This is a genomic window from Vibrio sp. D54, from assembly GCF_021728075.1.
GTDB classification, from domain to species: Bacteria; Pseudomonadota; Gammaproteobacteria; order Enterobacterales; family Vibrionaceae; genus Vibrio; species Vibrio alginolyticus.
In genome coordinates this window covers 22,830-36,326 of record NZ_JAKKCS010000019.1, presented here as the reverse complement: position 1 = coordinate 36,326, position 13,497 = coordinate 22,830, and the positions used below count along the sequence as shown (strand labels likewise).

The following is a 13,497-nucleotide window of genomic DNA, read 5'->3' as shown; positions in this document are numbered from 1 at the left end:
GCAAAAATATAGAAGACAAAAATTGCTCTAAATGTACCAATGCCTCGCTGTCACAGCAAGGTATTGGTACACAAACATGAGCAGAAAGCCTCAATTTCTTGCAGTTTCCTAACTTAAGGGCAAAAACCTAAGTTGTTACTGTCCGGTTAACCCTGGCTCACCACGGTAAATCACGCGATCGTTACCTCGATGAATACCAAAGGTGACGACGGAGGATGGGTTTTCTTCGGAGCCATCTTTATCCCAGTCGTATTTGAGCCATGGGACATTGCTTCCATTCGAGTCGAGCCCTAGCCAAACTTCTGTTTGCTGACGAACCGAAGATTGACATGTAGCTAAGTCTTGTTGGGCTTTAATTTTCCGTGTTTTTCCTCCAGAAACAGTAGCATTCCCCTCTAAAAGAACTGAACAAGCAGTTCCATCATCAGGCCAAATTGGTGTTTGTTTCTGAATGAAGTTAATCACTGAGGTATTGTTATCTTCTGCATTAGTTACAAAACGCTCACCGTTCCAAAATTCCACAGAAAGAGGAACTGTCAACTTCTGCCCTTGATATCCCCCCACGTCAGATAACATCATTCGCCCAAACCTAACGGGAGGTTGGCTAGGAAGTACAGCAGATATACTGTAGCTCTCGGAAGAACTATTTTTCAATCTAACAGGGTCTTTACCCGATATTTCAAGACTAAACTCTGTAGCTTTTGAGAGTCGATCATTTGTGTTGAAAGGTCCATTTTCGTCAAGGGGCTTAGTCACATATGCAAAAGCGTCCTGCAAATACCACTGTGAAGTCTCCGATACATCGGGGTTCTCTCGCCAATCACCTAGCGATGTATCAAGAATTAAACTGTTTGATACTTTTCCATCCCCCAGAACGGCAAGCTTAGCTTGATAACCGCCATCAATTAAGTGGTAGTTTTTCAATGGCGCACTACTGCCCATACCGTATGGGAGTATCGATACTTCTGCCAAATCGAAATTCTGTCCCATATACGAAATGTTTCCTTGATTTTTTGGCGCATCCCATTTCGTTGAATTGATCACAAAGCTATCAGGGTAAAAGCGCCCTATCTTACGAGAACCTTTGACCCCTTTATCTCCATCAACTTCTATTGAAGAATAAAAAGCCCCAGTTTCCAAGGCAGACAAATTTATGCTTCCAACCTCTGAATAGGCTAGATCGGAAAAAACATAGCTATAGGCCATTTTTTTATCATCAGACACATTGCGTACCAATGTGCCACTCAAGTTGCCTAAAATACCACCGACTGGAGAATCGAGCGTATACGATAACTCAGCAGACGCCTCAGATAAAAAGTAATTGTGGGTTAACTGTTCTTGCTCGCTACACTCTGGGCTATTGTATTTTAGCGGTGCGACTCGAACAGAAAAGAGCTGACCAGCGGCAACAAAAGCATTACCACTCTTACTGTTACCATTTGCGGAAACATACTCACCTTCAGTGCTCTGAGGGCAAACAGAAAACTTCCATGGACGCGATTTAACAGAAAACTCCCCACTTAAGATACCGCCGTCGATTTGACATTCTTTTGTATCGGGGTCTTTTAGCTCATCAAAACTATCACAATCAAACTCTGAATCCTTTAGGGTTATCGTTGCTTCCCCTGAATCCGTAAACGTAACTGAAGATTTTGCTAGGCCGTCCTTAAAATCTAGACCAGACAGCGAGATAGAACCGGATTGATTCGCTGATGGCATTGTAATTAGAGAAGATACATCATCACCCTTTAATGAATGATTATATTTGAGCACGACCGGAGAAGACGGATCTGACGATGGCGGACACGCAAGTACTCGAACATCTATATCAACAGGTTTGTTTGCAATCATTGAAATAGCAGAGTTATCCCATTCATCTTGATTGCTAGACTTGATATCAAATTTATAAGGGACAAAACTAAAATCGACACTTTTTGAATTATCAGTATCTTCTAGAAGCATGGCTTTAAGCTGATAACGTGTTTTAGCCAAATTAGCATCAAAGTTGTCCACCTTTGCGCTAATCGTAAGCTCACCATTACGATTGCTTATAAACTTACAACGATCTGCACTACTCGTTATCGAACAAGCATTCCCGCTTCCAACTGATGCTTCTAAAATAAATGCAACACTATCAGCATCAGGAATAGAAATAATGACTTCTAAACTTTCACCAACAGAGTTGTTTTGAGTAAGGATATCGAATGTTGGAGTATCCTCGCCACACATCAACGCTAATTGAGTACTTGGCGTTATACCAAGCTCATAGCTATTAACCGGTGCTAGACAACCTGATGACCGAATTATTTGGGAATGACTATCAAGCTTAATATCCTTTGTCGTCAATGCCCCATAAAACTGAACATTAGAGGTTAGGTATGTGTTACTTTCGTTATAAACCATACCAATAAAAATAGCATTGCTATCCATCTTAAATGGCACCGAACCATTTAACGAACTGTCTTTATGTACATTTATCCTTAGATAGCTGTCATCAGCAAACCAGCCGCCATTTTTAACCACGTTTAGAGAACTGGATCTATAAATTTCAGGATTTTTAGATGTATTGCTTTGCATTACATCGTCAGAAACGGTGCCAATAAAACTTGTATTTGTCATATAAAGTTTCTTAGTATGGACGACAACCTCTTCACCCTCAGGCACCACTATGGCGCTCTTCCCATTCATGGATATTGATTCAAACCAGTAGGTTCCGTTTTTTAAAATGAGGGTACCACCTTCTTGAATATTAACACTTTTGTATTCCGCGCTACCGCTCAATTCCTTACTTTGGGTATAACCGGTGTATCCAGCTAAATTCAGCGAATTAGTCCCCCCTAAAAAAGCACCCAATGCTTCTTTAGGCTGTATCATCCCTGCATCTCCAACACAGGCTTGCCCATCACAGACTTTCATTGTTTGGGGGTTTGCAACTGATATATTATTCTGTTCAAAGCCAACGAGTCGTTCTCCAGAACTATTTTTTTTTGTACCTATGATTTTAACTGTTGCATTTTGAATACTTAGTGTCCCGTTACCATCGATGATATTATCCTGATCATCATACTCAGCCCAGGTTTGCAAAGGGGAAGTAAAAACTGAACAAATAGGGTTAGGGTTAGCCTTTTCAAACATAAACCAGCCAACTTGCTCATCAGTATGTCCTCTCTCTTTATCTCGCTGCATATCCTCTTCATTAATAAGTGCGACACTTGAAGTTCTGACATCGCATCGACGCAGCCAACCGCCATTGCTACCTTTACGAGAGTTCTTGTTGGCAACTAGAACAGGAGGTTCATCGAAAACTACACCTTCAGGAAAATCGGTGTAAACCTTACACCCATCCAAGACTGGAGAAATGACTGGGTCATCCTTTTTCAAAGTGTATTCCGTCACACCGTACCCCAACCAAAACTTCAAACCATCCTTAAACCCCTCCCCTTGTCCTGCAACAAAAGCAACGACTTCGGGCTCAGAAACAGGGTTAAAACTGGCATCTAGTTTTTTGTTTCGCAATGTTTTATAAACCTCGGATTTATCTAAGGCAATAACAGCACTCCTTAGTGTTACATCACGAGCCAAAGCGGTTGCCCAATACTCTGAAATTCCAGCATTTTTGTTGTTTGTCGTTTGAGTTTGGACTAACACTCCGGGCTTTTCAGTAAAATCTTCTGATAAACCAAAGTTAGAAAAGTTAATTTCAATGCCATCATTTTGCTCGGTCTCATTACAGCCATTCTTCTTGCAACTATAATGTGATGCCACACCGTCCCCGATATAGTCATCCCCCACTCCAATAGGAAGGGTTCCTGACACAATTTTCGAGCCATTTTCAAGCTCGAGGACACCTTGCTCAATGGCAAAGTAGTCAATTTTACCTACTGGTGTTTTATCCTTATCAATAAAATCAACATCATCATCAGCTTTATCAGCCGGAGCAAAATCTTGATAAATTGTGGCTTCTGATCTGGTTACGTCCTTTACTCCGACGGTAGATGGATATTCTGTAATCCTTTCCCCATCATCTCTAGACGTTAAATTTGCATCAATAACGGGCATAACAAAGACTAGGGGTACCGTGTTAAATTTTTTATCGAATTTGATTGTACATTCAGTCCCAGAAGAGCAATCAATCGTGCCAAATTCAAATTTAGGAGAACGGTTAATAATGTTAGGATGTTCTATATTTTCGTGACAACTTAAGGACGTAATTCTCGGAGAGGATGACGAAAGAGTAATATTAGCGCCATTCAATGACGTAAAATCAGCTTCTTCACTCTCAACGAACTCCCAATCGGTTCCAGATTTGATGTAATACGTTGCTAATCCAGCTTTGTGGGCTTCAGCATTTTCAGGATCATAAAAAATCCAAACTTCATAGTCTTCGTTTTTCAACACTTTATTATCAGCAAATATCGCGCTTGCCTTTTCACTTAGTGCATCTGTCCAGAAAACGATTGTTTCCGAGGCTCCATTTTTCTTTTTTGCCGTAACGGTTTCAGACATCTCAGCATTGGTTATTTTAAATTTTATGTCCCACGAATCTTTGTTACTTTTAACGTTACAACTTTGACTGGCCCAAGAGATGCTAGAAAAGAGCAACAATGTAATCATCACTAGTATTTTTTTACGAATCATATAATTCATTCCTTAACCCAAACCTCTTGTTGTCGCTGTACTTGTGCAACCCCGGAACCACAAACTGCTGTGGCTTGCACCCTAAATAGAGATTCAGCTTCAGAGGTACCTGCATTAAAGGTACCAATGTTTGAACATGTCATAGCACGTAATTGACAACTAGTGCCTTGTGTAACATTTGGTGTAGCGCCACTTACCGTATTGGCACAAAAATCGGCCACATCTGGAGTAGTGTCGTTTAAAGGATAGAGCTGGGTTAGTGCCCACTCATTGGCAGATTGCGCAATAAACCAAGCTTTCGTTCCTAAGAATTCTCTGGTTAACGTACTTTGGTTTGACCAACTCACCTTCATTAAAGATGCGGCTAGATAGCCCATCACAATGATGACGAACAATACGACGATCAGGACATTACCTTGCAGAGCTTTTTTACGGAACATTGAGCACCTGTACGTCTTGTTGGTAAACACTACGCTCCCCATTTTGAGTGAACTCTAAATTGATATGCACGATACCGCCACGTTGAAGTGTTGGCTCGAGGTAATGCATATCGCTAACGGAAGTATCTACACTGTCCGCGACAGTAATATCATTCCGTGTGATTAGACCATTGTCGAAGCAGTAACGTACTTCAGAGTTATCTTGATAGATATAATGACGGCTCGAAATGGAAGACCCGCCAATCGTACTAGCTGCACCACTGACAATAAAAACATCACCAGTTTTCGCTAGATTGCCAATCGCCAAACTCTGAGGAGAGGCAGATTGCAAATCTTCATAGCGACTTGGATTGATCACCATCCAACGATCCGCTGGAATAGGATTCAATGTAGAGTCATTGCCTAACAGAAACTCTAAATTGTTATTCGTCAGCGTGTAAAAACCAGAATATTCAATCGGCATAAACTCCAAGCAATTGGTAGTTCCGGTAGGGACATGAAAGCTGTTTGGGACTGCGTGACGAATTTCTCGCGACATTTTCTCTAGCACAAACTGCGCTTGCGTTTGCATTCGTTGGCGATCAATCGTGTCTGCGTATCCCTTCATACCTAGCTGTACGTAACCCGCAATACCAAGCATGATGAAGCTGCCGATTACGATGGTGACGATCATTTCCATTAAGGTGAAACCACGAACTTTCATCAGTAGTTACCTCTTATTGCAGTCAGTGTGAGGGGTTGAGTGTTACTAGCAAAAATCGTAATCGTGACTTTTTTATAGTTAGTGATTCCTGTCGTTTTCGCCGCAGATAAGTTGTCGTACGCAACTCCGACCTCAACACGGAAATTGCGATATTTATCTTCACCGCTCTTTCCTAATACATCAGCAATACTCCCACGCTTCGCACTTTGGCACTGACCTATTGTCGTCGGTGTACTCCAACAACCTATGTAATCATCCACGTCATTAAAAGTACTCGGATTATTAGAAATTTCGCCATATTTTGTATCGACACCCAATGTTGCCGAACAACCGTTAGAGGGGTTATCTGGATGAGGGTTAAAACTAGGCTCCTCACAACGAATAACTCCACCATCAAAATCACTCCACTGGTCAAAGCCACGTGCCAATATTTGCGACATAAAACCCTGCCCTAAGGCTGCTGAACGCATTTGATAATGAGGCATTGCTGAATCACGAATTTGAGGAACTAAAAAAGACGTAAATGCTACCATCGCAATCCCCATAAGAATGATGGCAATGATCATCTCAATAAGCGTCATACCAATATGCTTTCTCATGAACATGCTCCCTCCGAAACATAACCTTGAGGGTTAATCAATACTTGGCACTGGCTTTGGCTGTTTTTATCTTGAATAAGAATAGAAATACCAGCAGAAGAAACATTGAGAGGATTACCCAATAGATCAAATTCAATGGGACTAGAGGCACCATTAATAATAGAAAACTGTGCTGAGTTATCGACAACAACATCGCTTCGAGCATCTCGTTCCTTACTAGCCAGATTGCACGCTGCACTAGATCCTATACAAGTACTCGTAATCGATAGACAAAAGTTTGTGTAGCTAGAGTCCTCTCCAGCTTTGTAGCTACTAGGTAGGCACCTTTCAGGATAAGACTTGTTTGGGATGCTGATATTCGACTGCATACGATTCACCTGCACTTGGCGAATAACAGAAATCACGCGTTCTTGTAATGCATATGCAGAGAAACTGCCAGAGCCCATAAAACGGCTGGCTGCAAAAAGTGAAAGGATAGAGAGGAGAACAATCACGAGGATTAACTCCATTAACGTAAACCCTAATGCAGAGCTGCGAATTTTCATAACCCAACCTTAGGCTTAGAACAAGCGAGATAAGTATACGATGAAATTATGAGATTAATGATAGGTTTATAATTTTTCGATTCGAAGTGTGAACAGACGAACAAATAACCAATATCTAGTTATTTTGCCCTTTTGAACGACTAATCTCTTCTTCAATTCGATCGTAAGTTTCTTTGTTGCTTAGCGTCTCAGAAACGTGCTCAGCGGTCTGCTTGGTTTGCTCCCACTTCGCTTCGTAAGTTTCTGGTTCAAAGCTGATAAATCTTGGTAATACCACATAACCGATCATACCTAAGATAATCAGTACAACTACAAACTCTATTGCACTAAGACCCGATGATTTACGCATATGAACTATTCCGAAATTAATCAAAATAAAGAGATAAAGGCCAGACTAGCTGGCCTTTTGAGTAATATTTATTACTTACACTCATTCGCAGTTTTAGTAACAGCGACTGTTGCTGGAGTATCTTTGTCTTTAGCTTGAGTGTATTTAACACATTTCGTGTCGTAGTTATCGAAACCGTATGAAATGTATTTAGGGTCAGCATTAGTATCTACTTTCTTAACAACCCAATCTTCCGATAGACCATCAACAACTAGAGATAGCGCTGCCGAAGTTGCTTCTGGGTAACCAAACTCTAGGTTTAAAGTTGAAGTACCGATACTGATTGCACCGTCAGCTGTTGCCTCTTGACCTTCAATTGCAGCTTTACCGTAAGTAATGCCAGCAGCACCAGTCATAGCACCTTTCAAACCATCAAGAGCTGAATCACGAGCATCATCTTGCAGGTTAAGGAAACGTGGTGCTGCAGTTACCGCTAGAATACCTAGGATTACAATTACCACTACCAATTCGATAAGGGTGAAACCACCTTGTCTTTTCATTGTTTACTCTCTCTATGTAAGCATGCAGTACAACTGCAAAGTTTCGTTTAGGTCACGCGACCATTTTGGATATTGTCAAAACGGTTTGGGGCAGCAACCTTCACTAAAACTGACCGTGAAGTGGATACTGTATCTACCGCTTGAGCAGAATGACGATTCGCCATTATTCAGTTCATGCTGCAATGAGAAAAACACATTATTGTTTACCCACGATTACAGCTTGTTACTTATGGTAATGATTGCATTATACCGACTTTCATTACCAATTATAGTGATTAGGTGTCAAAAAATTCACTCCGCCGACATTTCGACGTCTATTTTCAGTTGATTAGCAGTTGAGATAACTACAATCGACTGACCATTTTCATAAGTGTAGTGACAGACATAACGATCAGTTTTGATGGCTCCACTGATATCTATTAACTTGTTGGTCATTATTTTACGTTGGGGGTAATGCACCGCTAGCCAATAACCACAATCTAATACACCTTGCTGAGTAAAGGGAGACACTAACCCGTCCTCAGTCATAGTAAGGTTAAAACCATCCATCAGCATATGTTCTGGCTCGCCTTGTACTAGCCAAGCTTGACGATAACGCTGAACACTGTCTTGCATCCAAACTCTCGCTAACTTCGCTCCAGTTACTTGTGCTTGCTCGGTAACAGGACGTAATTTGACCGCCAAACCCACCGCCATAATCGTAGCAATAACCCCAAACACAATAAGCGTTGCTCGGCTTTGATTTTCAACCACCTATTAGCCGCCTTTGATGATGTCGAGCATTCCCCACATTGGTAAGAAGATACCCAATGCCAGCACCATGACCATGCCTGCGACAATCACCAAAAGTAATGGTTCTATTCTTGCGGTCAGCGTTTTTAGATCGTAATCGACTTCTCGATCGTAAAAGTCCGACACCTCCAGCAGCAACTCATCAATACGGCCAGTTTCTTCACCTACTGCAATCATCTGAATCACCAATGGGGTGAATATTTTACTGTTGATGGCCGTCACTGAAATGGTGCTACCCGCTTCAATTGCGGACTTCATCTCAAGAATTCGGTTTTCTAAAAAACGGTTCCCTAAGGCTTCCCCGGCCAAAGCCAAAGACTGGTTAAGTGGCACACCTGATTTCAGCATCAACGAAAAGGTTCTGGCAAAACGAGAAAGCTGCGCACGATTAACGATATCGCCTACAATTGGCAGCCGAAGCCGAAACTTATCGAACTTCTCCCGACCATCAGCCGTCGCCACCCACGCTCTGAACACCGTAAACGCGCCAATCATTGCCACAACCAGCAACACCCAATAATTAACAAAGAAATTAGAAGTCGCGATCAAAATACGCGTCGGCAATGGTAGCTCAACACCAAAGCGCGTGAACATCGATGCAAACTCAGGGATCACCAAGATATTCAATACAAACATGGCGATGGTGATAAAGATAATGACAAACGTCGGATAACGCATCGCCGCTTTAATGCGTTTGCGAGTCTCAAGTTCCTGTTCGTAGTAATTCGCCAGTTGCAATAGCGCTTGGTCAAGCCGACCCGTATTCTCACCGACGTTGATCATAGAAACGAACAGTGGGCTGAATACTTTACTGTGTTGCTGCATCGCAGAAGACAAACCTCGGCCATTACTCAGTTCAGAAACGACATCTTCTAGCGCCTCTTTGAGCTGTTTGTTTTCGCAATTTTGCAACAAGCCACGCATAGAGCGCAGCAAAGGTACGCCAGCTTTAGTCAAACTAAACAACTGGCGAGAGAAAAGAATAATTACTTCCAACGGAATAGCAGGCACAAACAGCTTAGATAAGCTCACTTGGCTTTTTGCCGACTCTTTCTCTAACCGTACATTGAGCGGGATGACCCCTTTATTCATCAATGCTTCCGCCGCAGCTTCTGAGTTCACTGCTTCGATTTTGCCGTTAGTGGATGAGCCGTCTAGCGTGCGGCCTTGATAACGAAAAGTTGGCATTCACTTACCTATATGAAAATGGGATCAGTCTTACCAGAAGCATCACCCTCACCTAGGGTCATCACTTCGTCCAAACTGACGGTGCCTTGTAGCGCCAGTTCCATTGCAGAAGCAAGCAGTGGCTTATAGTTTTCTGAGCGGCGCGCGGCTTGGGCAAAGCCAACCGCATCATTGGCGCGCAATTTATCCATCATTTCTTGCTCCAGTTCGAGCATTTCAAACACACCGATTCGGCCTCGATAGCCAGTCAAGTTACAGTTTTGACAGCCTGCACCTTTATAAAAAGTGGTGCCCACTTGGTTTGGGAAACGCCCAGCTAACCACTGTTGGCGAGACTCATCTAAGTGGTCTTCTGTTTTACAATCTGGGCAAACTCGGCGCACAAGACGCTGCGCCACCACAGCTCTGACTGCACTAGCAACCAAGTAACCCGGCGCACCCATATCGATCATACGTAACGCACTGTCGACAGCATCGTTGGTGTGAAGAGTGCTCAATACTAAATGCCCCGTTAGTGCAGCTCGCAGACCAATTTCTACCGTCTCTTGATCACGCATCTCACCAACAAGAATGATGTCTGGGTCTTGACGTAAAAAGGTTCTAAGAACACGCGAGAAAGTTAGATCGATCTTGCTGTTAACCTGTACCTGAGTGATGCGAGGCAGACGATATTCAACCGGGTCCTCTGCTGTAATGATCTTTTTCCCAGGTTCGTTGAGCTCACTCAATGCACCGTAAAGCGTGGTGGTTTTACCGGAACCTGTTGGCCCGGTAACCAAAATCATGCCGTGCGGACGCGCCAGTTGTCGACGTAAGCGAGCAAGCAAGTCTGGCGGCAAGCCTGACTCTTCTAACGGACGCAAACCAGCGGACTGGTTAAGCAGACGCATTACCACAGATTCTCCGTACTGCGTTGGTAACGTCGACATACGAATATCAATTGATTGGCCACGAACTTTGATATTGAATCGGCCATCTTGTGGCAAGCGCTTTTCAGAAATATCTAGGTGTGCCATCAACTTCAGTCGAAGAACCAAAGCCGATGCAATGTTCACTTCATTTAAGAGCGTTTCATGCAATACGCCATCAATACGCTGGCGCAAACGCAACACTTGATCGTCTGGCTCAATATGAATATCCGAAGCTCCAACCTGTACCGCATCTTCAAACATGGAATTAACCAGCTTTACAACGGTAACCTCTTCACTGTCGGCCTCATCAATACCGTAATCAAAGCTTTGTACATCTTTATGCTCTTCATGCAGCTGTTCAGCAAAGGAAGCTATCTCTTTAGTACGGCGGTAATAACGGTCAAAGCTTGAAATAAGCTGACGCTCTGAAGCCACAATGAACTCAAGGTTGTATTGACCTAACAAGTTCATCAATGATTCTTGGATGAACAAGTCCGCAGGGTCACTCATAGCAACGCGCAGTGTGTCCCCATTTCGAGCAACGACCATCGCACGTAAGCGACGTGCGTGTACCTCAGGTAGAATCTGCACGGCTTCGGCATCTACAGGCGCACGACCAAGATCGATCAGTGGCAAACCAAGCTGCTGAGACAAGAAGTCCAACATTTGCTTTTCGGTAATAAAGCCAAGGTCAATTAACGCATCCCCTAGCTTCTGCCCGGTACTGCGTTGTGCGTTTAGTGCTTGCTGGATTTGTTCTTCAGAGACGATACCTTCCTCAACCAGAAGATCGCCCAAGCGTTTTCTCAACTGAATTTTCATTGTGCGCTCTCCAACTCTTTCAAGATGCTCAAACGGTCACGGATAAATGCTTGCGATTGATTCGAAATGCCAACTTTACCCAGAGCTTGGTTGTAAGAGTTAATCGCGGCAGTAAAAGCCAGGGCGCGCTCTTGTTGAATAGCCAAACCTAACCACCAGCGCGCGTTTTCCGGTTCACGCTGAGTGAGGAGTTGATAGCTCTCAAGCGCAATGTCATTTTGCTTGTGTTTTTGTGCCAATGCCGCACGCATCGCCAAGTAATCTCGACTTGGTACTGGAGGCAAATGAACAAGCGGGCTCAGCGCCGCTTCAGGTTGATTAGCTTTCACTAACAACTTAGACAAGGCCAAGCGAAGTACTTGGTTGTTCGTATCTAGGTTGATACCTTCTTGAATAATCTCATATGCTTTACGCGTGTCACCTTTACCAAAGTACAACGCTGATAGCTTTTGACGCGTGCCTGCATTCATTGGCTCATAACGCAACGCCTCGGCATAAGCCGACAACGCTGTTTGCATATCGTTAGCATCGAGTGCTTTTTCCGCTCGACTAACTGCCTTAAGAGAAAGCTGACGATGTGTAAGCTCAACCTGCTCAATACGCATTGAACTGTTTTCTGATGTTGTGTGGGTTACGTGATCGTATTGCTCCTCGCTCGGCATCGTTGCTAACTGCGCGAGTAAAACTGCCTCTTCAGAGGCGGTATTTATCTCAGATCTTGGCGTGAACCTATCAGTCTCTTGCATGTGAGGCTGTTGCGCTACCGGCTGTGTGGCTGGTTTGGTGTAAACCACTTGAGTTGTATCGGGCGTCATTTTACTCGTTGGCGAGTGAGTGCGCTCCGATGAAACAATTGGTGAGACATTCACAGACGACAATGGCATAGCATCGGTTTGAAATTGTGATAGCTCGCCTGAAGGGACAGGACCGCGAGAAACCGCCCAGCTTCCGACCGCAAGGCTTAACGAAAAACCGGCCACAAGCCAAAGCCAAGGTTTACTGCGTGAGACACTTGGAATCTCCGCACGAGTAAGCTCTGACGGCGATGTTTTTTCAGCAAGTTCTGATAATGCTTTATTGATGGCACTCAAGGTTGACTCCATCCCCAAAATACGGGTGTTTTAAACTTAGGTTTACGGGCATCAAACGTATCGTGCATAGCGGCGTAAACGTGATGATTTTTTAATAGTGTGCAACGATCATTAAATGCAGCAAGCAACGACTTGTGGCTAATTTGGTTTATCAAGCGCGGAATCCCCATGGATGAACGCCAAATCGCTTTTTTCTGTTCAATAGAAAAAATGTGCGCCCCATTGCCTGCTTTATCTAAACGATTATTGATGTAAGCCACGCCTTCATCGATAGAGAGAGGACGTAACTGGCAACTAAACGTAATGCGTTGACGAAATTGCCTTAGCTCATGGTTAGCCAATCTTTCATCCAACTCAGGTTGTCCGAATAACACCAATTGAATGAGCTTATCTTGTTCCGTTTCTAGATTGCCAAATAGACGCAATGTTTCTAAAGCTTGTGGGGAAAGAGCTTGCGCTTCATCAACGATCAAGACAGTTTTCTTTCCCAAGGCATGTACTTGAATCAAGTGCTCTTGAATGAGGGAAACGATGCGCAGCGGATCATCGTTCTCGATACCTAACTCTCTGGCGACAGCAAACTGCAACTGTTCCCCATTCAACACTGGATTGGGTAAGTAAATAAGCTCAACTTCAGATTCAATCTGCTCGATCAGCTTACGGCATACCATGGTTTTTCCAGTGCCGACTTCTCCCGTCACCTTAATCACCCCTTCTCCCATTTGCACGGCAGCTAGGATGGTTTGGATCGCCTCATAGTGAGGGACTAACCCCAAGAACATTTCTGTATTTGGGGTTAACGAAAAAGGCTGAACTCGGAATCCAAAGTGTGACAAGTACATACTCGAATCACAAACCTATTGAAAAACAGAACCTTTCC

Annotated in this window: 12 protein-coding genes; all 12 read right to left on the bottom strand. The window is 43.5% G+C overall.

Going from position 1 to position 13,497, the window contains the following annotated elements; genetic code table 11:
* Positions 1–135: 135 nt before the first annotated feature.
* A complete protein-coding gene (locus L3V37_RS20120) occupies positions 136–4,638 on the bottom strand; it encodes a DUF6701 domain-containing protein (RefSeq protein WP_237306884.1) in 4,503 nt (1,500 codons plus the stop codon).
* A gap of 5 nt (positions 4,639–4,643) precedes the next feature.
* Positions 4,644–5,078, bottom strand: coding sequence for an MSHA biogenesis protein MshP (locus L3V37_RS20115; protein ID WP_237306883.1), 435 nt, complete (start codon positions 5,076–5,078; stop codon positions 4,644–4,646).
* Positions 5,068–5,781, bottom strand: coding sequence for a PilW family protein (locus L3V37_RS20110; protein ID WP_237306881.1), 714 nt, complete (start codon positions 5,779–5,781; stop codon positions 5,068–5,070). Before L3V37_RS20110 ends, L3V37_RS20115 begins: the two co-directional genes overlap by 11 nt.
* A complete protein-coding gene (locus L3V37_RS20105; protein ID WP_237306879.1) occupies positions 5,781–6,380 on the bottom strand; it encodes a prepilin-type N-terminal cleavage/methylation domain-containing protein in 600 nt (199 codons plus the stop codon). The genes L3V37_RS20110 and L3V37_RS20105 overlap by 1 nt, the downstream gene beginning before the upstream one ends.
* Positions 6,377–6,925, bottom strand: coding sequence for a type II secretion system protein (locus L3V37_RS20100; protein WP_237306878.1), 549 nt, complete (start codon positions 6,923–6,925; stop codon positions 6,377–6,379). Before L3V37_RS20100 ends, L3V37_RS20105 begins: the two co-directional genes overlap by 4 nt.
* A gap of 115 nt (positions 6,926–7,040) precedes the next feature.
* Positions 7,041–7,274 (bottom strand): type II secretion system protein, encoded by a 234-nt coding sequence (locus tag L3V37_RS20095; protein ID WP_005381152.1) that lies wholly within the window; start codon positions 7,272–7,274, stop codon positions 7,041–7,043.
* Between the two features lie 71 nt (positions 7,275–7,345).
* On the bottom strand, positions 7,346–7,813 hold the full coding sequence (locus L3V37_RS20090) for a type II secretion system protein (protein ID WP_005381181.1): 468 nt from the start codon (positions 7,811–7,813) through the stop codon (positions 7,346–7,348).
* Positions 7,814–8,104: 291 nt separating this feature from the next.
* The gene (locus tag L3V37_RS20085; protein ID WP_031781206.1) at positions 8,105–8,566 is read right to left on the bottom strand and encodes a hypothetical protein; all 462 of its coding nucleotides are present in this window, start codon (positions 8,564–8,566) and stop codon (positions 8,105–8,107) included.
* 3 nt (positions 8,567–8,569) lie between these two features.
* Positions 8,570–9,793, bottom strand: coding sequence for a type II secretion system F family protein (locus L3V37_RS20080; RefSeq protein WP_005381186.1), 1,224 nt, complete (start codon positions 9,791–9,793; stop codon positions 8,570–8,572).
* Positions 9,794–9,801: 8 nt separating this feature from the next.
* Complete coding sequence (locus tag L3V37_RS20075; RefSeq protein ID WP_104979762.1) at positions 9,802–11,526, bottom strand: GspE/PulE family protein; 1,725 nt, start codon at positions 11,524–11,526, stop codon at positions 9,802–9,804.
* Entirely contained in the window at positions 11,523–12,617 is a 1,095-nt protein-coding gene (locus tag L3V37_RS20070) for a lipopolysaccharide assembly protein LapB (protein WP_237306875.1), read from the bottom strand. The genes L3V37_RS20075 and L3V37_RS20070 overlap by 4 nt, the downstream gene beginning before the upstream one ends.
* Entirely contained in the window at positions 12,614–13,459 is an 846-nt protein-coding gene (locus L3V37_RS20065; protein ID WP_005381192.1) for an ExeA family protein, read from the bottom strand. The genes L3V37_RS20070 and L3V37_RS20065 overlap by 4 nt, the downstream gene beginning before the upstream one ends.
* Between the last annotated feature and the right edge of the window lie 38 nt (positions 13,460–13,497).